The sequence below is a fragment of the Stenotrophomonas genospecies 5 genome (assembly GCF_054473825.1).
This window is the reverse complement of record NZ_JBTMUW010000001.1, coordinates 1,422,288-1,448,283: the sequence shown is the minus strand read 5'-3', so window position 1 is coordinate 1,448,283 and position 25,996 is coordinate 1,422,288. Positions and strand designations below refer to the sequence as shown.

The window sequence follows — 25,996 nt, the reverse complement described above, 5'->3', positions numbered from 1 at the left end:
TCGGGCGCTTCACCTCTGGGAGGCTGGGAGCCATGCATCAGAGCAGGTCAGTGAATCGTCAGCGCCCCGCTGCGCTGCGTCAGCTGCTCCTGGCCAGCCTTGTGCTGCCGTTGGTGGCATGCCGGCAAACCACCTCACAGGATATCGAGCAGGCAGACACCGCCGGCCGTGCGCAGGCCTCCATCGAGGCAAAGGCAGACGCCCATGCCGCGCAGGCGGAGCCGCCGTTGCCGGGTGATCCGGACAGCTCTGAAACGCTCTTCGACGGATTGCTGGATTGCCAGCCGAAGGGCTGGTACCTCAGCACTGAATCAGGCCAGCCCGCGAATCCTTACCTGGCCCTGCACGCGCCCGAACCCTGCGAACGCGATGAGGAGTTCGGGATGGCGCACTTCTGCGTCAAGGCCGATTTCCATGGCCTGCCGGTCTACAGGGTCGTTGCCCATCTGGGAACCGCACCCACGCCCATCGGCATCATGATCGATCTACCACTGGACCAGGCGCGTGCGCGACTCCGCATGGCGCTGGGGTCTGAGTTTCCCGATGACGCGCGCAGCCGGCGCGGCGAAAGGCCGATGCTGGGTCCCCAGGTCGGCAACGCGCAGAAGTCGCAGTTGATGTGTGCGCCCGATTGGGCCTGATCAAGATGGGCAGGCGATGGCCCGAACAAGCCAAAGGTTGAGGCTACGTCGGTGGTTCGCGCGCTTCTTGTCGAAGGCCTGGAACGGAGAAATGGTGAAGATCAACACCCGTGTCTGGCGTGGACTGCAGCCTGTGCTGCTGCTCGGCCTTCTTCTCTCGGTCGCCGCTTGCACCGGGAAGCCGAATTCATCGCAGAACCCAGCTGCAGGTGTGCCGCCAACGGGGGCGGCCACCAAGACGAAGGAAGTGCCTGCATCTACAGCGCGAAGCGCACGATATGCCGGCGTCAGGATGCTCTTACCTCATTCCGGCTGCGCGTACGAATACAGCCCGGTGGACTTCTGTGATGCGCAGCATCGCGCGCAGATCGACCAGGCCATCCTTACCCAGGTGCCGAACTTCAACCGGCATTACATCCTGGCCCAGCTGGATGAGCGCAAGGAGTACTTCCAGCGCTCCATCGTGCTGATCGACAGCCGCGACGGCACCGTGTATCCGTTGCCCATCGATGCATTCTCGGGCCCGTTGGTGAGCAAGGATGGCGCGCGTACCTATGGCACGGTGGAGACATCCGCTGAGAGCGACACGTTCTGCGTGAGCGGCGCACTGCTCGTCTACCGGGCATTCGAAGAGGGCCGCTTCTGCTTCGGATTCGATGGTGTCAGATTCACCGGCCACACCACGCAGTACATGCAGTAGCGGCCGCGTTCCCCGGCGATCGCCAGGCCCGGCTTAACGAGCCGCGCTGCCCGACGTGGCAACCGTCGCACCTTCATGGCATCCTCACGAAACTGATTGGCCACCGGCCATCGACGGATGAACGACATGCAGAAGTGGATCGGACGCACCGCCGGCGGGCTTGCGGTGGCGCTGTGCCTGGCGGCGCCGCTGGCACAGGCCGCCGAACCGGCCTTTGGTGGCTGGCGCAACCTCGACTCCCGCGATGGTGCCGAGCCCGCCTTGCGCGACGTCCCGTTCGCACTGCTGCCGATGCCGGTCGCACGCGATGCGCGCTTCTCGGTGTATGACCGCGAGAGCAAGCGGCTGGTGTGCTGCCTGCAGGTGGCCAGCGCCGAGCTCGATGATGGCGCACTGCGCAAGGTCTACCAGCTGCCGGAACAATGGGTGGCCGATCTGCGCAACAGCCACAGCGGCCAGCGCCCGTGGCCGACCCGGGTGTACGAAATGCGTCGCACGGACGAGCTGGTGGACTATGGCTTCAACGAAGCGCCGGAGGCCTACAGCGATCTTGGAGGATTGCTGCTGCCGGCCGACGCACGGTTGATGCCCGACGGCAGCGTGCAGGCCGGTGCATCTTCCTATCGCCTGCAGTTCCGCAGCACGCAGCTGGGCGACGACAGCAGCGCACTGGACCGGTTCACCCTGCAGCCACTGCAGGACGGGGGCAAGCCGGTGGTGGTGGAAGTCTCCTACGGAACCTATTGATCCGTAAAGTTAATCTGGTGTGATGGCGCGGGCGTGCGCCGCGCTTTTCCATCTGCTAACGTCGGCCTACAGGGGAAGGACGTGCCATCCGGTCGCCGGTTGGCAGCAACGGTGGGAACGCCATGGAAGCGATTCGCAACCTCATGGTGCAGGCAGCGGGCCTCGACGCTGGAAGCCGCCTGTACCGGTTGGATCTGCCAGGCACGCCCGAGGTCGTCGTCGACCGCTGGCGTGGACATGATGCGCTGTCGCAGGGCAGGCAGCTGCAGATCGATCTGCTCACGATGGATGCTGCATTGCCGCTCGCTGAGTGGCCGGGGCAACCCGCCTGCCTGCATGTGCGGCAGGCCAATGGCGAGGATTGGCTACGCCATGGTGTGATCGCCGCGGCCGAGTGCCTGCAGTCGGACGGTGGGCTGGCGCGCTACCGCGTGACCCTGCGCGACTGGACGTGGTGGCTCGACCAGGCCCGCTGCAGCCGCGTGTTCCAGGAACAGAGCGTGCGCGAGATCGTGGACGCGGTGTTCCAGATGCACCCGCAACATGCGCATTGGCGCTGGAGCGATGAGGTCGATGGGATGCTGGCCGCATCCCGGCCGCGCAGCTATTGCGTGCAGTACCGCGAGACCGACCTGGCGTTCGTGCAGCGTCTGCTCGCCGAAGAGGGGCTGGGCTGGTGCGTGGAGGAGGTTCCCGATGCCCCGGTGGGCCACGGCGTGGTGGTGTTCGCCGATTCGACCCTCCTGCCGGAAGCCGCTGCGTCGCAGTCGGCGGGAGGGATCCGCTTCCATCGTGCCGATGGCACCGAACAGAGTGACGGCGTGCAGCAGCTTGGCCTGCAACGGCGGCTGCAGAGCACGCACGTGCAGCTGCACAGCAGCGACTACCGCAGTGCGCGCTCGCTGGCCGGCCAGTTGCCGGTGCAAGGCAGCGGGCAGGCGCGGCGCGAGGACTATGACCCGGTTGGCGCGCATGCCTTTGCCGACGCGGCCGAGCTGCAGCACCACGCTCGTCTGGTCGCCGAGGCACTGGAAGCGCAGGCACTGCAATGGCACGGCCGTGGCAGCGTGCGCAGCGCTGATGCCGGCCAGGTCTGGTCATTGAGCGGAACGCCGGGGGCGGTGCCGACCGAGCTGCTGCTGGTGGACGTCGAGCACGCCGGGGTCAACAACCTGCCGGTGGACCTGCGCCAGGCGCTGGCAACAATGGACGATGCCGCCGCGACCGCAGACACGCTGCAGGTGGCTGCCCAGACGCAGGGCTACGCACAGACATTCGTCGCGCTTCCCCGCGACCGGCGTTGGCGTCCGACGCTATGGGACGGCACGGGTGCGCGACGCAATCCGCGGCCGCTGGCGCCCGGTTACCAGACAGCGGTCGTGGTGGCTGCGCAGGGCGCCGACGGCACCGAGCTGCACGCCGATGCACTGGGACGGATCCGCGTGCGGTTCCACTTCCAGCAGGAAGAGGGCAGCACGGACAGCGCGTGGCTGCGCGTCGCGCAGCGCTATGCGGGGCCGGGCGTGGGCAGCCAGTTCCTGCCCCGTATCGGCCAGGAAGTCCTGGTGGGCTTCCTCGAGGGCGACATTGACCGGCCGCTGGTGCTGGGCGCGCTGTACAACGGGCGCGGCGAAGCCGGCGTCGCGCCGACACCGGCGGGCGCCAGCGCGGAGGCCGATACGTCCATGTACGCACAGGCGAGGGATGGCACCGGCAGTGCGCAGGCCAACCTCGGGGGCGGCCAGGCGCCTGCCTGGCACGCGGCGGCGGCCGGAGAGCAGGCACACCGCAACGCCGGTGCGCTGTGGGGCCTGCAATCACGGGAGTGGCAGGGGGCCGGCTGGAACCGTCTGCTGTTCGACGACAGCGACCAGCAGCTGCGGGCCCAGCTGGCCAGCAGCCAGCAGGCTTCGGCATTGACGCTGGGACATCTGCGCCATCAGGCGGACAACCATCGAGGCAGCTTCCGCGGCAGTGGATTCGAGTTGCGCAGCGACGCCTGGGGCAGCGTGCGCGGACAAGGCGGGCTCTGGTTGAGTGCCTATGCCCGCCGCAGCGCCGAACCGGCAGGTGCGGCGGCACAGCCTGCTGCGCTGCTGCAGCAGCTGGCCACGCTGGCCCGCAGCCATGCGGCGGCGGCGGGTACGCATCTGACAGTGCGGCCGGCCGCGCATGTCGGCGTGCAATCGCCGCAGCGCTCGCGTTTGGACGGTTCGCAGTCACCGCTGCCGGTGCTGTTGGCCAGCGTACGCAGCACGGTGCCCGGTAACGCGTTGCAGGAAGCGGCCGGGTCGGCGCCGGAACGCAGCGGTGATGCCGGCGAGGGCCGCGTTCCGCATACCGGCGATGCCCTGCTGGGCCTGGCTGCACCTGATGGTGCGCTGATGGTGGCCGGACAGGGGCTGCTTTGGGCGCCGGGCGAGACACTGGCACTGGGCAGCGGCCAGCACGGCGAGGCCGTGGTGATGGGGCAGGCGCGCTGGCATGGACGGCAGGCCATCGGCGTACTGGCCGCAACACTGGAGGGGGCTGATCCGGGCGAGCCGGCGTTGACCCTGGCCAGCGGCGAACAGGTGCTGGACGTCAAGGCGCAACAGGACGAGGTGCGCGTGCAGTCGCGGCAGTCGCTGCGGGGCACGAGCGCACAGGGTGCCGTGGAGGTGGCTGCGGGCCGGACGGTGCAGGTGGCCACCGCAGGCGGGGCCAGCATCACCCTCAGCGGCGGCAACATCGTGTTCAACGCACCCGGGAGGATCGCCGTGCACGCGGGACGCAAGTCGTTCCTGCCCGGCGATCGCGGCCGTTACCCGTTGCCGGTCTTCCCGCAGTCGGTCTGCAAGGAATGCCTGCTGCTGGCCGCACAGCGTGCAGCCCCGCTGACACCAAAGGGAGGCTGAGCGTGGCCAACGACTGGCAGTTCCCACCGTTCTCGCCACCGCCGTTGGAGGAGGGCACCCAGCGTTACGTTCTGCTTGATGGCGCGCAGTGCGAGCAGCCCCTGCAACTGCTGCGCGCGCTGCCCTGGGCGCCGCTGCCCCTGTTTGACGGCCTGCTGGCCGATGGCACGGATGACGCCAGCGTGTTCCTCGCGCGCCTGCCGCGTGGCCTGGAGCTTGACGGTTTCCTGCAGCGTGCGGCGTCGTACGCGCGTTCTCCGGGCCTGCTCAGCCTGATCGACACGGCATTGCCTGCGGAAGAGCTGCAGCAGCGGCTGCAGAGACGGCTGGACGCCAGCTACCCGAACGGCAAGCTGTTCCTGGCCCGCTTCTTCGACGCGCGGGTGCTGCCATGGTGGGTGCAGGTGCTGGACGCGGCGCAGTGCCGGGCCTTCCTGGCGCTGGGAGAGCGCTGGTGGTACCTGCGCCACGATCTGAAATGGGCGCACCTGGAATTGCAGGACAGCGTGCAGGATCCGCACGATCCTCCCTGGGTGCTGGAGGCGGCGCAGCGGCGCGCCCTGATCGATGCCAGCTACCCCTACACGCTGATCGATCACTTCCAGCTCTCCGATCCGGAGCTGCTGGCGCGGCTTCCCCGTGCGCGCTGGTATACCTTCTTCCGACGGGTGGTGGCCACGGCCGCGGACGTCGGCATCGAGGACAGCCGACGGCTGGTGATGGTGTCGACCTGGGCGCTGCTGGCCGGTGTCGATCTTGGCGAGGATCCCGCATGGCGGCTTCGCCTGCAGGACTTCGCGGCGGGGCGGCGCAGCGCTGCCGATATCGGTGACGAAGTGTGGCCGCTTGAAGAAAGCTGGGACTGAACGGAGCGCGATCGGAATGATGGGCAACAAGTACCTGTGGTGGAGCGCGCTGGCGGTGATCGCGCTGCTGGTGGTGGGCGTCGGCTGCAGCCGGGCGATGGCGCGCGGCAAGACGCCGATCATGTCGTTGTTCGCGTTCAACTACAGCCCGTATTACCTCGACGATGTAAGGGTGGATGGGCAGTTTCTGGGCGGAATCGGTGGATACACCAACGGTGGCTCCGGCATGGCCCCGCGTGCGCCCCGAGGCAAGGGGCCGCACAGCGTGCGCGTGCGCTGGATCGAGGCCAACCGATACGATCTGGCCACCAACCGCTATCTGGATGAAGGGCACCGCGTGCCGCGTGAAGCCGTGGTACCGCTGAAGACGCCCTATCCGCCCAACCCGGCCACCTTGCTGCTGCACTTCTATGCGGACGGCCATGTCGAGGCCGAGCTGCTGGACAAGCGCGTGAACAAGTGGGACGTACGGCGCATGCCAGTGCCGAAGGAGCACAAGGACCATGACCAGTATTGATCCGACCGCGATTCCCGGGCAGGTGGATCTTGAACCGGGCACCCCGGATCCGGTCGCCCAGGCTGAGGGCACGGCACGCACTGCGCGACTGGCCCGCGGCACACGTCCGCTGAGCGATGCCGAGCGCCGCCGTCGCCAGGAGGCGATGTGTGGCACCGTGCCCGACAAGGAAGCGGCCACTACGGGATGCACGCAGAGCCTGCACCTGGCCGTATTCTTCGATGGCACCGGTAACAATCGCGATGAGGAGCTGAACAAGGCCCAGAATGAGCGCGCATTGTCGAACATCGCCCGCTTGTTCATCGCGCACAGGGACGACACACGGAACATAAAACGGCAGTACCTGTCCGGCGTAGGAACACCGTGCCCGGAGGTCGGTGATAAGGGGGGGCTGCTGGGGCTGTCCATCGGCAAGGGCGGGCGCGAGCGCATCGACTTCGCGCTGCAGTCGCTGGACGAGCTGATAGACAGCCAGCCCGAGCCGATGCGCATCCTGGTGGTCAGCGTGTCGGTACTGGGCTTTTCGCGCGGAGCGGCTTCGGCACGCGCGTTTGCCCGCGATCTGGCCGCGCGCTGCCGACGCCAGGCCGATGGCACCTGGCTGTACCGCGAGCGTATTCCGCTGCGGATCGGATTCATGGGCGTGTTCGATACGGTGTGCTCGGTGTGGCCCAGCCTGACGGCGGCGGCAGTGAACTACCGCAATGGGCATACCGGATGGGCTGAAGGCATGACCATACCGGAGATCGTGGAGCAGTCGGTGCACATGACCGCCGCCCATGAGCTGCGCGGCCAGTTCCCCCTGGATTCCACCCGCGAGCATGCCGAATACCCCGCCAACACGGTGGAAATATGGTTCCCGGGTGTGCACTCGGACGTGGGCGGTGGCTACGATCCCCAGCACCAGGGGCGCCGGAACAGCATCGCGCGCTTTGCCCTGAACGAGATGTATGACATGGCGCAGGCCAGGGGGGTGCTGCTCAACCCGATCAGTCGCCTGGAACAGCACGTCAAGGCTGAGTTCGACAAGCAGGATCCGGAACTGCAGGCGGTGTTCAACGCCTATCTGCAGGCGGTGCGGGTCAAGCGTGGACGCATGGAGGACGTGCAGGCGTCGCATATGGAGCTGCTGTATCGCTGGCTGCGCGTGCGCGTGGCACGTGGTGACCAGTTGCCGTCGATGCAGCGGCTTGCTGCACGCGAAGAGGCCCTGCGCGAACAGGTGCGCACGCTGCGCCGACGGCAGTCGCAGCTGCCATCGCCCTGGGACAACGACAACCTGCATCTGGCCGACCAGGGCAATGCGGAGAAGACCGCCGAATGGAACCGGGTGTCAGACGAGCTGAAGGCGCGCAACGATGAGCTCTCTGCGGTACGCAAGCAGCGCCGGGGGCTGGAGAAGGAGAACGACACGCTGCTGGACAAGATCGTCAGCCTGCGACGGCGCCGGGAGCGCGGCAGAACGCTGACCATGGCCGAGCGGGTCACTCTGGAATCCTGGGACAATACGACCCTGCTGCCGCCGGACGTGGAGACCTTCTTCGACGGGTACGGTCATGACTCGGTGGCGCACTGGTTCATCGGCAACCTGAGCCAATGGCGGGTGCTGTACTTCGGCGCGACCAAGTACACGCCCGGCAAGGTCGAGGAGACGGCGGATACGCGAGAAGCCGTGCCCGGCTGAGGGGGCAGGGTACACTGGCCGGCGCAGCCCTTGGCCGTGCCGTCGATTGTGAGACCCGTGACCCGCCTGATCCTGTTGTTGTCCTGTTCGCTGCTGGCGGCCTGCGCCAGCGCGCCTCCGCCGGCTCCGGTCCCGTCGGATGCGCTGTGGAGGCTTATCGAGCGGGATTGCCGCGGTGCCGATGTGCCGCGTGGCGCCTGCCTGCAACGGGACGCGACCGCGGCCCGCCGCGATGTGCTCATCAAGGACGCCCATGGCGACTACCAGTTCCTGCTGATGCCACTGGACAAGGTCAGTGGCATCGAGAGCGCTGTGCTGTACCAGCGCGGTGCGCCGAACTACTTCGCGGCTGCCTGGCAGGCCCGCGGGCATACCGAACAGGCACTGGGCCGCCCCTTGCCGCGCAATGTCGCAAGCCTTGCACTGAACTCGCCGCACGGCCGTTCCCAGCATCAGCTTCACATCCACATCGACTGCCTGCGTGCCGATGTGCTGCAGGCGCTGGACACGCACGCCGCGGCGGTCGGAATGCAGTGGGCGGCGTTGCCCGTGCCGCTGCGTGGCCATCGTTACGTTGCGCGCATGCTGCCGGGAGCAGAACTGCGTGCCAATCCATTGAACCTGCTCGCCTATGACCTGAGCGGGCTGCCCGATGTCGGCCAATGGAGCCTGGTGGTGGCAGGCCGCGAGAATGTGCTGGGAGGCCCCGGCTTCATTCTGCTGGCGACCCGCCTGGATCCGGCGACCGGCAACGAGGCCAGCGGCGAGGAGCTGCAGGACCATGCGTGCTCGGTACTGACCGGGGCGGATGCGGCGCTGGAGCGGGTCCGCTAGTCCGGGCGGACCTGTTGTCGCCAGCGCGGCGCGGTCAAGGCCAGCAGTTGCCGGTCCTGCCAGCCATCGATATCCAGATGGTGATCGCGCAGCAGGCCTTCATGCTCGAACCCCACCGAGCGCAGTGCATCGACGAAAGGCGTGCTGCTGGCCACCGGAAGCAGGGTGAACACGCGATGCAGTCCGACCTGGTCGAACAGGAAGGGGCACAGCGCCTGCAACGCCTGCGCGGGATGCTCGTGGCTGTGCTGCATTGAACGCAGCTCGGCGCAACGGGCGTGGGCGGAGTGCAGCTGGATCTGCAGTTGATCATGCAGCATGCCGTGCCGGTCATCGAACACGCCCAGCAGCAGCTGGTCGTTGTCCTGCTGCAGGCGCGAACGGTGGACGCCTGCCAGGAAGCGCGCTTCCTCGTCGACGCCGGACGGGCGGAAGATGCCGCGGCTCCTTCGATCGTCGAAGGCGCGCCAGCGTGGCAGATCGGCGCGGTTGAACAGGCGCAGGGTGATCGGGGCCGCCTGCAGCTGCACAAGGTGTTGGCGCAGCACGGGGCGGAGCGGCGGAATCGGAGGGCCGAAGGAACAGGTCGTCATGGCTTGACGATGCCCGTACATGCGCCGCCACACCATCAAGAATGTTGTAAAACGCACGTTGTCAGCGCGCGGTGTCACTTATCAGGTTCCGGCATAAGCCCATCAGGCCTGGTCATTTCCGCTGAAACTGTCCGTTCGGGACACTTTCGTTACGGGATCGTTATGCGTGCACAGGCCGCCGCGTCCCGTCCAATCGTCCAACTCCCCCAGGAAGCCCATGTCCGCCTCTCCCCAGGCGCTGCGCCATCGTCCGCTGGTGCTCGCGCTGTCGTCCCTGATGCTGGCCTCGTTGCCCGCCTTCGCGCAGGAAAGCGCACCTACATCGCTGCAGGAAGTGAAGGTCACCGGTTCGCGCATTCCGCGCGCCAGCGTTGAAGGGCCGTCGCCGGTGACCGTGATCAGCCGGGAGCAGATCGACGCGCAGGGCTACCGCAATGCATTCGACGCCCTGAGTGCGCTGACCGAGAACACCGGCAACGTGCAGGGCGAGGATTACGGCAATACCTTCACCCCGGCCGCCAACACCATCAATCTGCGCGGGTTGGGGCCGAACCGCACGCTGGTGCTGGTCAACGGTCGTCGCCAGTCCGACTACCCGCTGGCCTACGAAGGCTCGGTCAACGTGGTGAACCTGGCCAACATTCCCAGTGCGCTCATCGAACGCATCGAAGTGCTCGCCGGCGGCGCTTCGGCCGTGTACGGTTCCGACGCCATCGCCGGCGTGGTCAACATCATTCTCAAGGAGCGCTACGACGGCGTGGACATCAACGTTCGTGCCGGCGGTACCGAGCAGGGCGGGGGAGACAACCAGCGCGTGCAGGTGGTGGGAGGTGGTGCCGGTGAGCGATGGGAAGGCGTGTTCGGCTTCGAGCTGGGAATCCGCAAGGCCATCCACGCACGCCAGCGCGATTTCATGGACTCGCTGGACGATGATCCGCGTGGCACGGTCCCGCAGGCCACGGCCATCGCCTATCGGCGCAATGCAGCCACCGGCAGGAACATCGACCCGGGCAGTGACGGCTGCGATGCCGCTTCCGGGATCTACGGCGGGAGCGTGTTCCGCGCCACCAATCCGCGCCTGGGCAGTTACTGCGGCAGCAACGAGGCCGCCGCCAGCTACTGGACCGTGCAGACTGAAAAGCGCAACCTCGATGGCTATGGCCTGCTGACCTTCCACCTGGACGAACGGACCGATCTGTTCGCCGACCTGGCCGTGGGCAGCGCCACCATCTACAACAACACCCGTGCCCCGACGTGGACGTCCGCACGCAATTACTTCTACAACCAGAACAGTGGTGAACTGGAGAGCTGGTATCGCCGGTTCGCACCGGAAGAAGTGGGCGGCCTGCCGCGCAACGCCAATCGCTTCCTGGAAAAATCGTGGTCGTTCAACGTCGGTGTACGCGGCCAGCTGGGTGACAGCGACTGGGACTACGAGGCCGTCTACAGCCGCTCGCGCTACGAGAACCGGACGCGGCGGCCGGTGCTGCTGGCGGGAATAAACGAATACCTGCTCGGCCCCACACTGGGCGTGCGCGACGGGGTGGAGGTCTACGCGCCGGATCCGGCACGGCTTTACCAGCCGCTGACGCCGGACGAGTACGGGCAGTTGTCCGGTTACCAGGAGAGCCGCAATGCGGCGTGGCTGCAGACCTTCAGCGCCAGCGTCAACGGCCGCCTGTTCGAACTGCCCGGGGGAGACGCGGCGCTGGCGGCCGTGGTCGAGGCCGGCAGCCAGGGGTATCGCAACCGACCGGACCCGCGGCTGGGAACCGGAGAGTTCTGGAACACGAGTGCCGGCGTTGGCGCAGGAGGAGAGCGTGATCGCTATGCGGTGGGCGCCGAACTGCAGCTGCCGTTGCTGCCGCGCCTGACCACCACGCTGGCGGGCCGCTACGATCAGTACCGGGCCGCAGGCGAACACATCGGCAAGGCGACGTGGAGCTTCGGCGTGGAGTTCCGCCCGCTGGACAGCCTGTTGATCCGTGGCACGGCCGCCACCAGTTTCCGTGCGCCGGACATGAACTACGTGTTCGCCACTGAAACCCGCGGCTACAACCCGGGCATGACCGATTACTGGCGGTGCCGTACCGCCGGTCAGCCGTATGACGAATGCGACTTCAACGGCCTGTCCATCGACTTCAGCAACCGCGCCAATCCGCAGCTGCAACCGGAAACCGCCAAGTCGTACGGCTTCGGCGTGGTCTGGTCGCCGCTGGCAAGCCTGGATTTCAGTGCGGACTACTACGACATCCGCATCGACAACGAGGTGACCAATCTCGACAGCAGCCGCATCCTGCGCGACGAAGCCGATTGCCGCCTCGGCCGTACCCTGGGCGGTGAAGTGCGCGATATCGGTTCGCCGCTGTGCCAGGACGCGCTGGCCCGCGTGATCCGTAATCCTTCCACTGCGGCGGTGCAGCCGGACCAGGTCACCCGGGTGCTGATCAATCCGATCAACGCGGCATCCGAATCCGTGCGCGGCATCGATCTGAAGGGCAACTGGCGTTTCGATGCCGGGCGGGCGGGGCGCTTCACCACGCGCCTGGCCTACACCGTCGTGCTTGAGCATGAGTACCGGCAGTTCGCCGATGACGAGGTGCGTGACATCCGCAATTCCCTCGACGACTGGCAGTGGCGCAGCAAGGTCAACGGCAGCGTGACCTGGAACCGCGGTGACTGGACCGCGACGGTGTACGGCAACCGCTATGGCTCGCTGCCGAAGAGCGACGGCAGCGGCCGCATCGGACCGTACATGACGTACAACGCAAGCGTGTTCCGCACCTTCGGCGACAACCTGTCGCTGGGTGTCATCGTCAACAACCTGCGCAACAGCCGGCCGCCGGCGGACCGCAACGGGGGGGGCTGGCCGTTCTATCCGGTCGGCAACTACGACCCCTATGGCCGCCAGTTCTGGGTGGAGATGGATTACCGCTTCAACTGAGCAGCGCAGGTGGGGCGCCTCTTCGACTCGCGTCTGCGGCGAGCGGAGAGGCGTCGTTTGGTGCCTTCACTACGCGCGGACAGTGGTCACAGCCATCCGCAATCACGCTTACGGCAACGCCTGTACCAGATAGGATTCGATGACGTAGCTGAAAGGTTGCTGCTGGCGGTCGCGCAGCAAGGCGCGTACTTCCAGGATGATGCCGTGGTCGCCCTCGCCACGGGGGGGCCAGAAGGTCTGGTCGGCTTCGGTCTCGCGCTGGAAGCCCAGCGGGCCGACCACGCGGCCGAAAGGCTCGTCGGTGCTGTCCAGCACCTGGTTCATCGCCGTACTGAGATGGCCGGGCAGGTACCAGTTGTCGGCCTCGGACAGCACGCGGTTCCCGCACACCAGCTGCACGCGGCGGTAGCGCAGCGCGGCGCTGGAGTCGGCGCCCAGTGCCTGCAGCACCTCGGCCGGGGCCTGCTTGTCATCGCCATGGATGCGCACCGCGCGGACGCGGGCCTGCTGGGCCAGGCCGTGTTCGGCACACCAGCTTTCCAGCGTGGCTGTGGCGCTCTGCCCGGACAGCACCCGCTGATGCAGCCGTTCGACCAGCGCCGCCGGGGCGATCCGCTGCTGGCCAGGCGGTGCCTGCGGCGGCGGAGCGCCGACGGCATCGCTGGCGGACAGGCTGGCGATCGGCGCGGCGGCAAGCAGTGAAGCGGCCTGCCAGCGGCGGATACGATCGTGGCGGTCGGACGGGCCCATGCGGCATCACAGCGGAAACAGGTGTCTATGGTACCCGTTCAGCGCTGTGTACGGCGCACCCGCCGCGCCCCTGCTCCCGGCGGTTCCCGGCGGTATTCATCGAACGGGCTCATACCGGCTCGCGCTGCACCTGCTGCCACAGCTCGCTGGCCAGCGCACGCACGGCATCATCGGCGTCGCCACGGTGCAGCAGCCCGATCTCGTAGTTGTCGATCACCGGCAGGTTCCGTTCGCCGTCGATGATGCGGTGTCCGCGGCCCACTGCCCGGCGCGGCAGCAGGCTGATGCCGATGCCATCGGCAACCGCGCCCTGGATGCCGCTGAGCGATGAACTGGTGAAGGCGATGCGCCAGCGCAGGCCGAGTGCTTCGACCGCCTGGATCATTTCGTCGCGGTACAGTCCGCGCGGCGGGAAGGTCACCAGCGGCAGGGGCTCCTGCAGCAGGCAGCCACTGCGCAGGCTGTCGATCCAGTGCATGGGTTCACGCCGGCAATGCACGGCCTGGCGGCTGTTGCGGCGCTGCTTGACCAGGACCAGATCCAGTTCGCCATGATCGAAGCCATGGGCCAGATCGCGGCTGAGGCCGCTGCTGATCTCCAGCTTCACCTGCGGATGGCGGCGGCTGAAAGCGGCCAGCATGCGCGTGGTCTGCGCGTTGACGAAGTCCTCGGGCACACCGATGCGGACCGCTGTTTCGACCGTGGCGCCCGCCAACGCCTGTGCCATTTCCTCGTTCAGGTCGAGCATGCGCCGCGCATAGCCCAGCAGCGTGTGGCCGGCGTCGGTGGGCTGCACATCGCGATGGCCACGCTCGAGCAGGCGATGACCGGCCAGCTCTTCCAGACGGCGCACCTTCTGGCTGACCGTGGACTGGGTCGAGTGCAGGCGGGTGGCCGCAGTGGTGAAGCTGCCGCAGTCGGCCACCATCACCAGGGCCCGCAGCAGGTCCAGTTCGAACAGTGACCTATTCGATTTTGAACTTTCTTGCATTTGAACATTTCATTTCTGGATACCCGTGGCGACTTCTACCATGCGGCCAAGGTACCGGCAACGTCCGGCCGACTGATTCCGGAGGGTTCATCATGTACCTGCAACACCGCTGCCTGCGCTGGGCTGCGCCCTCACGGCGCGCGCTTCTGCTGTGCCTGCTGGCCGTGGCATTTCCGGCCTGTGCCGCAGACCCGTCCGGCCAAGCCGACGTGCGGTTGCGGGAGGCCGCCAGCCGCGGCGATGCCGGAGCGGTGCGCCAGGCACTGGCCGATGGCGCGGCCTTGGAAGCGCGCGACGCACAGGGCCGCACCGCGCTGCTGCTGGCGACCCATGGCAACCGCGTGGACGCGGCGCGCGTGCTGATCGAGGCGGGGGCCGATGTCACCGCCAAGGACAGGCTGCAGGACAGTGCCTATCTGTACGCCGGTGCGCGCGGACTGGACGGGATCCTGGCCTTGACCCTGAGCCATGGTGCCGACTTACGCAGCACCAACCGTTATGGCGGCACCGCCCTGATTCCCGCCGCCGAGCGTGGCCACGTCACCACGGTGCGCATGCTGCTGCGTGCGGGCGTGGCAGTGGACCACGTCAATCGACTGCAGTGGACGGCGCTGCTGGAGGCGATCCTGCTCGGCGACGGAGGGCCGCGCCACACGCAGATCGTGCAGCTGCTGCTCGAAGCGGGCGCCGATCCTGAGCTGGCCGACGGCGAGGGCGTGACGCCGCTGGCTCACGCGCGCCAGCGCGGCCAGGCCGCGATCGAAACCCTGCTGCGCCAGCATGGCGCGACACGCTGATATCTGCTCCTTCCATTCCGCACGCTGGCCGTGCCCATCAGGATATTCTCCATGTTCTGTTTCCGCCCGTTGTCCCTTGCTGTGCTGTTCGCCTGCGCACCGCTGTCCGCAGCTGCGGCCGAACGTGCCGATCTGCTGATCCGCAATGCCACCGTGGTCGATGTGGAGCACGCCCGCACCCTGCCGGGGCAGAGCGTGGTGATCCGCGGCGAGACGATTGTTGCGGTCGGCCCTGACGCAGGGCTGGAGGGCCAGTGGCGCGCGGACCGGCAGCTGGATGCGCAGGGGAAGTACCTGATTCCGGGACTGTGGGACATGCATGTGCACTTCGGTGGAGGCCGTGCGCTGATCGAAGAGAACAAGGCACTGCTGCCGCTGTACGTCGCCCATGGCATCACCACCGTGCGCGACTGTTCGGGTGATCTGCCGCAGCAGGTGCTGCAGTGGCGTGGCGAGATCGCCGCCGGCACACTGTTCGGTCCACGCCTGCTCAGCTCCGGCGCCAAGATCGAAGGCATCAAGCCGGTCTGGAAGGGGACGATCGAAGTCGGCAGCCGCGCCGATGCCGATCAGGCGATCACGCGCCTGCTGCGCGACAAGGTCGACTTCGTCAAGATCACGGACAGTACGCTGACACCGGAACTTTTCCTGTACTCGGCCGCCGCCGCGCGCAAGGCAGGATTCAGGGCATCGGGCCATATCCCAATGGCACTGACCGTGGAGCAGGCGGTCGATGCTGGCCTGGCGTCGATCGAACACCTGGACTATGCGTTCAAGGCGGGCAGCAGGGATGAGGCGCGGATTGCAGCCGATTTCGGCGCCGGGCGTATCGATCGTGCGGAAGCCAACCGGCAGCTGGATGCCAGTTTCGACCGTGACACCGCGATGCGCGCGTATCGTGATTTCGCCCGTCGAGGCGTGTTCGTGACGCCCACACTCAACGGCGGACGCATTCTCGACTTCCTCGACCAGGACGATCATGCCCACGATCCCTATCTGGCCTACATCGGCCCAGGCCTGCGTGCCACTTACCAGTGGCGCGTGGAGCGCGCGGCCAAGGCCACGCCGGCACAGATCCAGGCGCGGCATGCGCAGTACCGGCAGGTGGCCGCGGTGCTGCCGATGCTTCAGGAAGCGGGTGTGACGATCATTGCCGGCACCGACGCCGGCTTCCTCAATTCGTTCAACTATCCCGGGATCGGACTGCACCAGGAACTGCAGCTGTTCGTGCAGGAAGGGCTGACACCGCCCCAGGCCCTGTCAGCGGCCACGCGGTCTGGCCCGGCCTGGTTCGGGCAGATGGACCGCTACGGGAGCGTGGCCGACGGCAAGGCCGCGGACCTGGTACTGCTCACCGCCAATCCGCTGCAGGACATCGCCGCGACCGGGAAGATCGACAGCGTGATCCTGCGCGGCCACGTGCATGATCGTGCAGCGCTGGACAAGATGCTGGCCGACACCCGCGCGCGCGTCGCCGCGTGGAACGATGAAGCAGACAAGGGCCGATCAGCGGACTGAACGCAGTCATCGTTGTAGTGATGAGGGGAACGGGGGAGTCGCCACGCGTTGCTGCGGGCACTCCCGACCGTTCCTTCGTTCGTTTTGCGCTGCGCAAAACGAGCCTGAAGCGTCAATTGGGATCGCATTTTTTCCCCCTGAAAACGGGTGTTCCAGCGTAATGACGTGCCAACTGCGTCACAGAGCTTTCAACGACCTGCGCGATGAAGGCCGCATGCACGCGATCTGCATGGAACGTTCACTTCAACGCGGTGTATACCCTCCCGCAGCGGACGGGGAGCAATGGCCGACGTCCGACGGCCCTGACCGCGTCGCTGAACGCGCGTCGGCGATTCCAGACAAGAGGATTGTCGTTCATGCATCTGCATCTCGCGCCCACGCTGTAGCGCTGCATCGCACCACGACCGGGCGCGTCGCATCGCTGCATCCGGTCGCCTGAAGAATCCGAAGCACGTATCCGACAGCAGGCGATTTGCCCGTTGGCGGTGGCTTCGCGCGAAAACATATCCATTCCGTGCCGCCGTGCCAGCGTGATCGCTGTGCGTGACGTCGTTGTGCGCATGGCGGTGCGCCTGTAGAGAGGAATGTCCCATGGCCATCCGCGTCAAGGTTGTCCCGGCAAGCGAATCGATCAGCTCCGATACCGCCGTCACCACCGTCCGCAATGATGTCGTGACGCTGCAGCAGAGCAGCAACGTCGCACTGGACATCGATCCAGACCAGGTCGCCGGCTACGTGAAGGACGGCCAGGATCTCGTGGTGCAGCTGAAGACCGGCGAGAACGTCCGCATCGTCAACTTCTATGCTGAAGGACAATCGCCCAGCCATCTGTTCCTGGTGGATGACAAGAAGCTCGTGGCCGTCGATCTGCCGGCGGTGGCCAGCGATGGGCCGTTGGCGGCGAGCTATCTGCCGCAGGAGACGCTGGCTGGGTTCGAGTCGCTGACTGCAGCGGGCGCGGGCGCAGGCAGTGGCATCAGCGGCGCGATGGTGCTGGGCGGGCTGGCCGCGGTCGGCGCAGCGGTGGCGTTGGCCGACAGCGGCGGCGGTGGCGGTGGCGGATCGCCGAATCCACCGCAGAATCCCCCGGTACCCGATACCACGCCGCCGGCCGCACCCACCGGGCTGGCATTCAGTGCGGACGGCCGGACGCTTACCGGCAGCGGTGAAGTCGGTGCCACGGTGCGCGTCGATACCAATGGTGACGGGCAGCCTGATGCGACCGGAACGGTGGGCGCCGATGGGCGATTCAGTGTCACCCTGTCGCCGCCGTTGACCAACGGCGAGAGCGTCAGCGTGACGCTGGTCGATGCCGCCGGCAACGTGAGCGGACCGGGGCAGGCGACGGCCCCCGATACGACACCGCCTGCAGCGGCCAGCAACGTGGTGGTGGCTGACGACGGCAGCAGCATCAGCGGCAGCGGTGAGCCGGGAGCAACGGTGGGCGTGGATACCGATGGCGATGGCCAGCCCGATGCCACCGTGGTGATCGGCGGCGACGGCCAGTTCACGGTGCCACTGGATCCACCGCTGACCCAAGGCGAGACGATCAGCGTGGTAGTGACCGATCCGGCCGGCAACAGCAGTCCGCCGGTCACGGTGCAGGCGCCCGACTATCCCGACGCGCCGCTGGTGAATGCCAGCAATGGCAGTGTGATTTCCGGAACGGCGGGCGCGGGCCTGACCATCCTGCTTACGGATGGCGATGGCAATCCGATCGGCCAGACGGTAGCGGATGCGAGCGGCAACTGGAGCTTCACGCCGCCTGCGGCGCTTGCTGATGGAACCGTGGTCACTGCCGTGGCCCAGAATGCGGCCGGCAATACCAGCCCCGCCACGTCGATCACCATCGATGGCGTTGCGCCTGCCGCACCGGTCATCGATCCAAGCAACGGCACGACGATCAGCGGTACCGCCGAGGCCGGCAGCACGGTGACCCTCATCGACGGCAATGGCAACCCGATCGGCCAGGTCACCGCCGATGGCGATGGCCACTGGAGTTTCACCCCGGGCACGCCGTTGCCGGACGGCACGGTGGTGAATGCCACCGCAACCGATCCGGCCGGCAACACCAGCGGCCAGGGAAGCATCACGGTCGATGCGGTCGCGCCGTCCACGCCTACCGTGGAGCCCAGCAATGGCGGCACGCTCACGGGCACCGCCGAGCCCGGAAGCACGGTGGTGCTGACCGACGGCAACGGCAATCCGATTGCGGAAGTCGCCGTCGATGGCAGCGGCAACTGGAGCTATACCCCCGGCACGCCGCTGCCCGATGGCACGGTGGTCACGGTGGTTGCCCAGGATGCCTCAGGCAACAGCAGCCCGCCGGCAACGGTCACCGTGGATTCGCAGCCGCCTGCCGCGCCCATACTCGAGGCCAGCAACGGCACCACGCTCAGCGGAACCGCCGAGCCCGGCAGCACGGTCACCTTGACCGATGGCAACGGTAATCCGATCGGGCAGGTCACCGCCGACGGCAACGGTGACTGGAGCTTCACCCCGGCCACGCCGCTTCCGAACGGCACCGTGGTCAACGCCAGTGCCACGGACGCCACCGGCAACACCGGCCCCGGCGCCAGCATCATCGTTGACGCGGTCGCTCCGGCCGCCCCGGTCGTCCTTCCCAGCAACGGCACGAGCATCAGCGGTACGGCCGAGCCCGGCAGTACCGTGACGCTGACTGACGGCAGCGGCACTGCGATAGGCCAGACCACCACTGACGGCAACGGCAACTGGAGCTTCACCCCGGCCACGCCACTGCCGGACGGTACCGTGATCAATGCCACCGCCACCGACGCGGCAGGCAACACCGGCGGGCAGGGCGGCACCACGGTGGATGCGGTGCCACCGGCCGCGCCTGTGCTGAATCTGAGCAACGGCAGCGCAGTCACTGGCACCGCCGAGCCTGGCAGCAGGGTGATCCTCACCGATGGCAATGGTGATCCGATTGCCAGCGTAACGGTGGATGGAAGCGGCAACTGGAGCTACACGCCCGCCACGCCGCTGCCCAACGGGACGGTGGTCAACGCCGTGGCAGTGGATGGCTCCGGCAACGCCAGCGTCGGCAGCAGCGTCACCATCGACTCGCAGGCGCCGTCGGCGCCCGTGCTCGACGTCAGCAATGGCACCCTGATCGTAGGCACCGCCGAGCCGGGAAGCACGGTGACGCTCACCGACGGCAATGGCAATCTCATTGCGCAGGTCACCGCCGATGGCTTTGGCGACTGGACCTTCACTCCGGCGACGCCGCTTCCTGATGGCACCGTGATCAACGCCACGGCCACCGATGCCACCGGCAACACCAGTGCGCCTTCGTCGATCACGGTCGATGCCGTCGCACCTGCCGCACCCGTGGTCAACCCGAGCAATGGCATCACGCTCACTGGCACGGCCGAGCCGGGCAGTGTCGTCACGTTGATCGATGGCAGCGGTAATCCCTTCGGTCAGGCCCCGGTCGACAGCAACGGCAACTGGTCGTTCCCGCTCGCTACGCCGCTGCCCGATGGCAGCGTCGTCAGCGCGACCGCCACCGATGCCTCTGGCAATACCAGCGGCGCGACCAGCATCACCGTGGACGCGCTGCCACCGGCGACGCCGGTGCTGAATCCCAGCAACGGCAACACGGTCAGCGGTACCGCCGAGCCCAACAGCACGATCATCCTCACTGATGGCAACGGTGGTCTGATCGCGGAGGTCACCGTCGATGGCAGCGGCAACTGGAGCTACACGCCGGCCACCCCGCTGCCCGATGGCACCGTCGTCACGGCCGTGGCGGTGGACGCGGCAGGCAATACCAGTCCGCCGTCCACCGTCCCTGTCGATGCCAGTGCGCCGCCGGCGCCGGTCATCGATCCCAGCAACGGCACCACCGTCAGTGGTACTGCCGAAGCTGGCAGCACGGTCATCCTGACCGACGGCAGCGGCAATCCGATTGGCCAGGTCACCGCCGACGGCAGTGGCAACTGGAGCTTCACTCCCGGCACGCCGCTGCCGGACGGGACGGTGATCGTGGCGACCGCCACCGATGCCACCGGCAATACCGGTCCCCAGGCGGCCATCACCGTCGATGCGCTGCCGCCGCCGGCCCCCGTGCTCGAACCGAGCAATGGCACGACGATCACCGGCACCGCCGAGGCCGGCGCCACGGTGATCCTCACCGATGGCAACGGCAACCCGATCGGACAGACCACGGCCGATGGCAGCGGCAACTGGAGCTTCACCCCGGCCACGGCACTGCCTGACGGGACGGTGGTCAACGCGGTCGCGCAGGACGCGGCCGGCAACACCGGCCCGCAGGGCAGCACCACGGTCGATGCGGTGGCGCCGCCAACGCCGGTCGTCAATGCCAGCAATGGCAACGTCCTCACCGGCACGGCCGAACCGAACAGCACCGTGACGCTGACCGACGGCAACGGCAATCCGATCGGGCAGGCCACTGTCGATGGCAGTGGCAACTGGAGCTTCAGCCCCGCCACGCCGCTGCCCGATGGCACGGTGGTCAACGTCACCGCGACCGATGCCGCAGGCAACACCAGCGCACCGGCAAGCACCACCGTCGACAGCTCGCTGCCCTCGATTCCGCTGATCGATCCCAGCAACGGCTCGGTGATCAGCGGTACTGCAGATCCGGGCAATACGGTCATCATCACCGATGGCAGCGGCAACCCGATCGGCCAGGTCACGGCTGACGGCAGTGGCAACTGGTCGTTCACCCCGGGCGTACCGCTGCCCGGTGGGACCGTGGTCAACGTGATCGCGCGCAGTCCTTCGGGTGTCGACAGTGCGCCGGCGGCCATCACCATCGATGGCGTTGCGCCGCCGGCGCCCGTGATCGATCCCAGCAATGGGGTCGAGATCAGTGGCACTGCGGAAGCCAATGCGGTCATCGTGCTGACCGACGGCAGCGGCACTCCGATCGGGCAGACCACGGCCGATGGCAGCGGCAACTGGAGCTTCACCCCGGCCACGCCATTGCCCGACGGCACGGTGGTCAACGCCATCGCGACGGACCCGGCCGGCAACAGCAGTGGCCCGGCCAGCATCACCGTGGATGCGCTGGCACCGTCGGCACCGATCATCAACGCCAGCAACGGCGTGGTGATCAGCGGCACCGCCGAAGCCGGTGCGATAGTGATTCTCACCGATGGCAACGGCAACCCGATCGGGCAGACCACGGCCGATGGCAGCGGCAACTGGAGCTTCACCCCCGCCACAGCGCTGCCGGACGGCACGGTGATCACCGCGGTCGCCCAGGATGCGGCGGGCAACACCAGTGGCCCGGCAAGCACCACGGTGGACGCGGTGGCACCGCCGGCGCCGGTGATCGACCCGAGCAACGGCAGTGTGGTAAGCGGTACGGCAGAAGCCGGTGCCACGGTGATCCTCACCGATGGCAGCGGCAACCCGATCGGGCAGACCACGGCCGATGGCAGTGGCAACTGGAGCTTCACTCCGGCCACGCCATTGCCCGATGGCACGGTGGTCAACGCCATCGCGACGGACCCGGCCGGCAACAGCAGCGGCCCCGCCAGTACCACCGTTGATGCGGTGGCGCCGCCAGCGCCTGTGATCAACGCCAGCAACGGTGCGGTGATCAGCGGTACCGCCGAAGCCGGCGCGACGGTGGTCCTGACCGATGGCAATGGCGATCCGATCGGGCAGACCACCGCCGATGGCAGTGGCAACTGGTCGTTCACGCCCGGCACGCCGCTGCCCGATGGCACCGTGATCACGGCGGTGGCCCAGGATGCGGCAGGCAACGCGAGTGGCCCGGCCACGACCACCGTGGATACGGTGGCGCCGCCGGCACCGGTGATCGACCCGAGCAACGGCAGTGTGGTGAGCGGTACAGCCGAAGCCGGTGCCACAGTGATCCTGACCGATGGCAGCGGCAACCCGATCGGCCAGACCACCGCCGATGGCGCCGGCAACTGGAGCTACACGCCGGCTACACCGTTGCCGAATGGCATGGTGATCACTGCGGTGGCACAGGATGCGGCGGGCAACGGCAGCGGCCCGGCCAGTACCACGGTCGATTCGGTCGCGCCGCCGGCACCGACGATCGACGCGAGCAATGGCAGCGTCATCAGCGGCACCGCCGAAGCCGGTGCGACAGTGATCCTCACTGACGGCAACGGTATTCCGATTGGGCAGACCATCGCCGATGGCAGTGGCAACTGGTCGTTCACGCCCGGCACGCCTCTGCCCGATGGCACCGTCATCAATGCACTGGCGCGCGACGCGGCCGGCAACAACAGCAGCCCGGTCAGCACGACCGTCGATGCGGTCGCGCCCTCGGCGCCGACGCTCGATGCCAGCAACGGCACGGTGATCACCGGCACCGTCGAGCCCGGCGTGAAGGTGATCCTGACCGACGGCAACGGTGATCCCATCGGCGAAGCCATCGCCGATGGCAGCGGCAACTGGAGCTTCACCCCGGCTACGCCGCTGCCCGACGGCACCGTGATCAATGCCATCGCGCAGGATGCGGCCGGCAACAACAGCGGCCCGGTCACCACCACGGTGGATGCGGTGGCGCCGCCGGCCCCGGTGATCGATCCGAGCAATGGCAGCGTCATCAGCGGTACGGCTGAAGCCGGCGCCACGGTGATCCTCACCGATGGCAATGGCGATCCGATCGGGCAAGCTATCGCCGATGGCAGTGGCAACTGGAGCTTCACCCCTGGAGCGCCGCTGCCCGATGGCACCGTGATCAACGCGGTGGCGCAGGATGCGGCGGGCAATAGCAGTGGCCCGGCCACCACCACGGTGGACGCTGTGGCGCCGCCGGCCCCGGTGATCGACCCGAGCAATGGCAGCGTCATCAGCGGCACGGCTGAAGCCGGCGCCACGGTGATCCTCACCGATGGCAGTGGCAACCCGATCGGGCAGGCTATCGCCGATGGCAGCGGCAACTGGAGCTTCACTCCTGGAGCGCCGCTGCCCGATGGCACCGTGATCAACGCGGTGGCACAGGATCCCGCAGGCAATACCAGCGGTCCTACCACCACCACGGTGGATGCGGTGGCGCCGCCGGCCCCGGTGATCGACCCGAGCAATGGCAGCGTCATCAGCGGTACGGCTGAAGCCGGCGCCACGGTGATCCTCACCGATGGCAATGGCGATCCGATCGGGCAAGCTATCGCCGATGGCAGTGGCAACTGGAGCTTCACCCCTGGAGCGCCGCTGCCCGATGGCACTGTGATCAACGCGGTGGCGCAGGATCCCGCAGGCAATAGCAGTGGCCCTACCACCACCACGGTGGATGCGGTGGCGCCGCCGGCACCGGTGATCAACCCGAGCAACGGCAGCGTCATCAGCGGTACGGCTGAAGCCGGCGCCACGGTGATCCTGACCGATGGCAACGGCGATCCCATCGGCGAAACCACCGCCGATGGCAGCGGCAACTGGAGCTTCACTCCTGGAGCGCCGCTGCCCGACGGCACCGTGATCAACGCGGTGGCGCAGGATGCGGCGGGCAATAGCAGCGGCCCGGCCACCACCACGGTGGACGCGGTGGCGCCGCCGGCACCGGTGATCGACCCGAGCAACGGCAGTGTCATCACTGGCACGGCCGAAGCGGGTGCCACGGTGATCCTCACCGATGGCAACGGCGATCCGATTGGGCAGGCTATCGCCGATGGCAGCGGCAACTGGAGCTTCACTCCTGGTGCGCCGCTGCCCGACGGCACCGTGATCAACGCGGTGGCCCAGGATGCGGCGGGCAACAACAGCGGCCCGGCCACCACCACGGTGGACGCCGTGGCGCCGCCGGCGCCGCTGCTCAGCGTGAGTGCTGACGGTACGCTGCTGAGCGGCACGGCCGAGCCCAACAGCCAGGTCCGGATTGTGGTCAATGGAGACACCGCGAATCCGATCACCGTCAATGTGGATGGCAGCGGCAACTTCAGCCTGCCGTTCGCACCACCGTTGATTGCCGGCGAGCTGATCTCTGCGGTGGCGATCGATCTGGCGGGCAATACCAGCGGTCCGGCGACGATCAATGCCCCCGATCTTGCGCCACCGGACATCAGCGTGCCGGAGGCCGCCGACACGTGGATCAATGCTGCGGAAATCGGCGACGGCATCCAGGTCGACGTGACCGTTCGCCCGACGATGCAGGTCGGGCAGGTCATCACCGTCAGGTTCGCGGGCCAGAACGGCTACGAGGCCGATGTCAGCCACACCCTGACCGCTGCGGACATCGCGGCCGGTTCGGTGACCGTGACCTTGACGCCGCCCGCTGGCATGGGGCCGTTCCCGGAAGGCGCATCGACCATCACCGCCGAAGTCGCCGGTGGCACCGCATCGGCGCCGGAAGCCTTCACCATCGATACGGTTCCACCCGCAACCCCGGTGCTGTCGCTGGTCGGCAATCTGCTGACCATTTCCGCCGAACCCGGCACCGAATTGACGGTCACGCTGACGGTAGGAGGTGTGACGGCCACGGCGACGGTCACCGCCGACAACAGTGGCCTGGCGTCGCTGAACCTGCTCACCGATCTGGATATCGACTTCACCTGGGACCAGCTGCTCAACGCACAGGTGTCGGTCGTGGGCAGTGATCCGGCTGGCAATCCGAGCAACGTGGCCAGCATCGGCATCGGCACCAGCATCGAACAGCCGGTCACCATCGGCAACTTCGGGGTGGACGTCAGCCTCAATCCTCTCAGTCCGCGCTTTGGCTTCAGTGGCACCACCGAGCCGGATTCGAGCGTTGTGATCCGGGTGATCACGCCCGCGCTGAACGTCGAGCTGCTGCCGATCCAGGCCGATTCCTCCGGCAACTTCTCGCTGAACCTGCTCAGTCCGACCATCCTCAGCCAGCTCGGGTTGAACATCACCGATATCCTCAACCTTGGGTCGCAGATATCCTTCAATCTGGTATCTACCGATTCCAACGGCAACGACAGCGCTGCCTACGGCGTCACGCTGAGTCCGAACGGCCTGTCGTTGAACATCGGTCAGATCGATGTCAACGGTACATCCGGGAATGACGTACTGTCCGGCGCCAACGGCAGTTCCGAGCACATCAACGGCGGCGATGGCAGCGATCTGATCTTCAACGTCGGCAGCGGCGATCACGTGGTCGCCGGCAACGGCGACGACGCGATCCAGATCACCGCCACCAACTTCGTCAGCATCGATGGAGGGGCTGGATTCGACACCCTGATCCTGGCCAATGGCATCGACCTGGACTACAACTCGGCCGGTGTGGGCACGCTCAGCAACATCGAGCGCATCGATCTGGGCACGGGAGATTCGGGCAGCGTGCTCACCCTCACGGCGGCGGAAGTGGCGGCGATCACCGATGGCAACGACACGCTGCAGATCACCGGCGAGAGCAACGATGTGCTGAACGTCATCGGTGCGGTCAACACCGGAACCACCCAGTTGATCAATGGTGTGACCTACGACGTGTACACCTTTGGCAGCACCACGCTGCTGGTGGAGGACAACTCGGTGCAGGTGGTGGCCTGATGCCGCAACGGCGGAGCCGAAGGCGGTGGGCAGGAGG

Annotated in this window: 15 protein-coding genes; 12 read left to right on the top strand and 3 right to left on the bottom strand. The window is 67.3% G+C overall.

Annotated features, from left to right (window positions below):
- The first annotated feature begins 50 nt into the window (after nt 1-50).
- The 8 genes from ACX9OW_RS06605 (at nt 51) to ACX9OW_RS06570 (ending at nt 8,886) form a co-directional block, all read left to right on the top strand.
- A complete protein-coding gene (locus tag ACX9OW_RS06605; RefSeq protein WP_053518388.1) occupies nt 51-641 on the top strand; it encodes a hypothetical protein in 591 nt (196 codons plus the stop codon).
- A 91-nt stretch (nt 642-732) separates the two neighbouring features.
- Nucleotides 733-1,341, top strand: a complete 609-nt coding sequence (locus tag ACX9OW_RS06600; protein WP_368865477.1) for a hypothetical protein — start codon at nt 733-735, stop codon at nt 1,339-1,341.
- 126 nt (nt 1,342-1,467) lie between these two features.
- The gene (locus tag ACX9OW_RS06595; protein ID WP_368865478.1) at nt 1,468-2,088 is read left to right on the top strand and encodes a decarboxylase; all 621 of its coding nucleotides are present in this window, start codon (nt 1,468-1,470) and stop codon (nt 2,086-2,088) included.
- A 122-nt stretch (nt 2,089-2,210) separates the two neighbouring features.
- Nucleotides 2,211-4,985: a type VI secretion system Vgr family protein gene (locus ACX9OW_RS06590; RefSeq protein ID WP_368865479.1), complete on the top strand. Its 2,775-nt coding sequence runs from the start codon at nt 2,211-2,213 to the stop codon at nt 4,983-4,985.
- 2 nt (nt 4,986-4,987) lie between these two features.
- The gene (locus ACX9OW_RS06585) at nt 4,988-5,851 is read left to right on the top strand and encodes a DUF4123 domain-containing protein (protein ID WP_065182771.1); all 864 of its coding nucleotides are present in this window, start codon (nt 4,988-4,990) and stop codon (nt 5,849-5,851) included.
- 16 nt (nt 5,852-5,867) lie between these two features.
- Nucleotides 5,868-6,368, top strand: coding sequence for a hypothetical protein (locus tag ACX9OW_RS06580; RefSeq protein WP_368865480.1), 501 nt, complete (start codon nt 5,868-5,870; stop codon nt 6,366-6,368).
- On the top strand, nt 6,355-8,052 hold the full coding sequence (locus ACX9OW_RS06575) for a T6SS phospholipase effector Tle1-like catalytic domain-containing protein (protein ID WP_053518378.1): 1,698 nt from the start codon (nt 6,355-6,357) through the stop codon (nt 8,050-8,052). The genes ACX9OW_RS06580 and ACX9OW_RS06575 overlap by 14 nt, the downstream gene beginning before the upstream one ends.
- 57 nt (nt 8,053-8,109) lie before the next feature.
- Nucleotides 8,110-8,886 carry a CDP-diacylglycerol diphosphatase gene (locus tag ACX9OW_RS06570; protein ID WP_459062095.1) on the top strand — a complete coding sequence of 259 codons (777 nt, stop codon included), beginning with the start codon at nt 8,110-8,112 and terminating at the stop codon, nt 8,884-8,886.
- Here ACX9OW_RS06570 and ACX9OW_RS06565 read toward each other — a convergent pair.
- Nucleotides 8,883-9,434 (bottom strand): GNAT family N-acetyltransferase, encoded by a 552-nt coding sequence (locus tag ACX9OW_RS06565; RefSeq protein WP_309250431.1) that lies wholly within the window; start codon nt 9,432-9,434, stop codon nt 8,883-8,885. The genes ACX9OW_RS06570 and ACX9OW_RS06565 overlap by 4 nt on opposite strands.
- A 262-nt stretch (nt 9,435-9,696) precedes the next feature.
- On the opposite strand from ACX9OW_RS06565, the gene ACX9OW_RS06560 reads away from it, so the two are divergent.
- The gene (locus ACX9OW_RS06560) at nt 9,697-12,423 is read left to right on the top strand and encodes a TonB-dependent receptor plug domain-containing protein (protein ID WP_459062094.1); all 2,727 of its coding nucleotides are present in this window, start codon (nt 9,697-9,699) and stop codon (nt 12,421-12,423) included.
- A gap of 108 nt (nt 12,424-12,531) precedes the next feature.
- On the opposite strand, the gene ACX9OW_RS06555 is transcribed toward ACX9OW_RS06560, so the two are convergent.
- Together ACX9OW_RS06555 and ACX9OW_RS06550 are read right to left on the bottom strand one after the other, a co-directional pair.
- Complete coding sequence (locus tag ACX9OW_RS06555; protein ID WP_065175273.1) at nt 12,532-13,173, bottom strand: hypothetical protein; 642 nt, start codon at nt 13,171-13,173, stop codon at nt 12,532-12,534.
- 109 nt (nt 13,174-13,282) lie between these two features.
- Nucleotides 13,283-14,164 carry a LysR substrate-binding domain-containing protein gene (locus ACX9OW_RS06550; RefSeq protein WP_053518369.1) on the bottom strand — a complete coding sequence of 294 codons (882 nt, stop codon included), beginning with the start codon at nt 14,162-14,164 and terminating at the stop codon, nt 13,283-13,285.
- Between the two features lie 92 nt (nt 14,165-14,256).
- Here ACX9OW_RS06550 and ACX9OW_RS06545 point away from each other — a divergent pair, with 92 nt between their 5' ends.
- The 3 genes from ACX9OW_RS06545 (at nt 14,257) to ACX9OW_RS06535 (ending at nt 25,959) form a co-directional block, all read left to right on the top strand.
- Nucleotides 14,257-14,961: an ankyrin repeat domain-containing protein gene (locus ACX9OW_RS06545; protein ID WP_459062093.1), complete on the top strand. Its 705-nt coding sequence runs from the start codon at nt 14,257-14,259 to the stop codon at nt 14,959-14,961.
- 51 nt (nt 14,962-15,012) lie between these two features.
- The gene (locus ACX9OW_RS06540; protein WP_459062092.1) at nt 15,013-16,479 is read left to right on the top strand and encodes an amidohydrolase family protein; all 1,467 of its coding nucleotides are present in this window, start codon (nt 15,013-15,015) and stop codon (nt 16,477-16,479) included.
- A gap of 591 nt (nt 16,480-17,070) precedes the next feature.
- The gene (locus ACX9OW_RS06535; RefSeq protein WP_459062091.1) at nt 17,071-25,959 is read left to right on the top strand and encodes an Ig-like domain-containing protein; all 8,889 of its coding nucleotides are present in this window, start codon (nt 17,071-17,073) and stop codon (nt 25,957-25,959) included.
- The last annotated feature ends 37 nt before the right edge of the window (nt 25,960-25,996 follow it).

What these genes read in the sequence shown, in the direction of transcription:
- ACX9OW_RS06550 (WP_053518369.1), bottom strand. Translation starts at nt 14,164, where the DNA reads ATGCAAGAAAGTTCAAAATCGAATAGGTCACTGTTCGAACTGGACCTG.
- ACX9OW_RS06575 (WP_053518378.1), top strand. Translation starts at nt 6,355, where the DNA reads ATGACCAGTATTGATCCGACCGCGATTCCCGGGCAGGTGGATCTTGAA.
- ACX9OW_RS06535 (WP_459062091.1), top strand. Translation starts at nt 17,071, where the DNA reads ATGGCCATCCGCGTCAAGGTTGTCCCGGCAAGCGAATCGATCAGCTCC.
- ACX9OW_RS06555 (WP_065175273.1), bottom strand. Translation starts at nt 13,173, where the DNA reads ATGGGCCCGTCCGACCGCCACGATCGTATCCGCCGCTGGCAGGCCGCT.
- ACX9OW_RS06540 (WP_459062092.1), top strand. Translation starts at nt 15,013, where the DNA reads ATGTTCTGTTTCCGCCCGTTGTCCCTTGCTGTGCTGTTCGCCTGCGCA.
- ACX9OW_RS06600 (WP_368865477.1), top strand. Translation starts at nt 733, where the DNA reads ATGGTGAAGATCAACACCCGTGTCTGGCGTGGACTGCAGCCTGTGCTG.
- ACX9OW_RS06590 (WP_368865479.1), top strand. Translation starts at nt 2,211, where the DNA reads ATGGAAGCGATTCGCAACCTCATGGTGCAGGCAGCGGGCCTCGACGCT.
- ACX9OW_RS06545 (WP_459062093.1), top strand. Translation starts at nt 14,257, where the DNA reads ATGTACCTGCAACACCGCTGCCTGCGCTGGGCTGCGCCCTCACGGCGC.
- ACX9OW_RS06560 (WP_459062094.1), top strand. Translation starts at nt 9,697, where the DNA reads ATGTCCGCCTCTCCCCAGGCGCTGCGCCATCGTCCGCTGGTGCTCGCG.
- ACX9OW_RS06580 (WP_368865480.1), top strand. Translation starts at nt 5,868, where the DNA reads ATGATGGGCAACAAGTACCTGTGGTGGAGCGCGCTGGCGGTGATCGCG.
- ACX9OW_RS06595 (WP_368865478.1), top strand. Translation starts at nt 1,468, where the DNA reads ATGCAGAAGTGGATCGGACGCACCGCCGGCGGGCTTGCGGTGGCGCTG.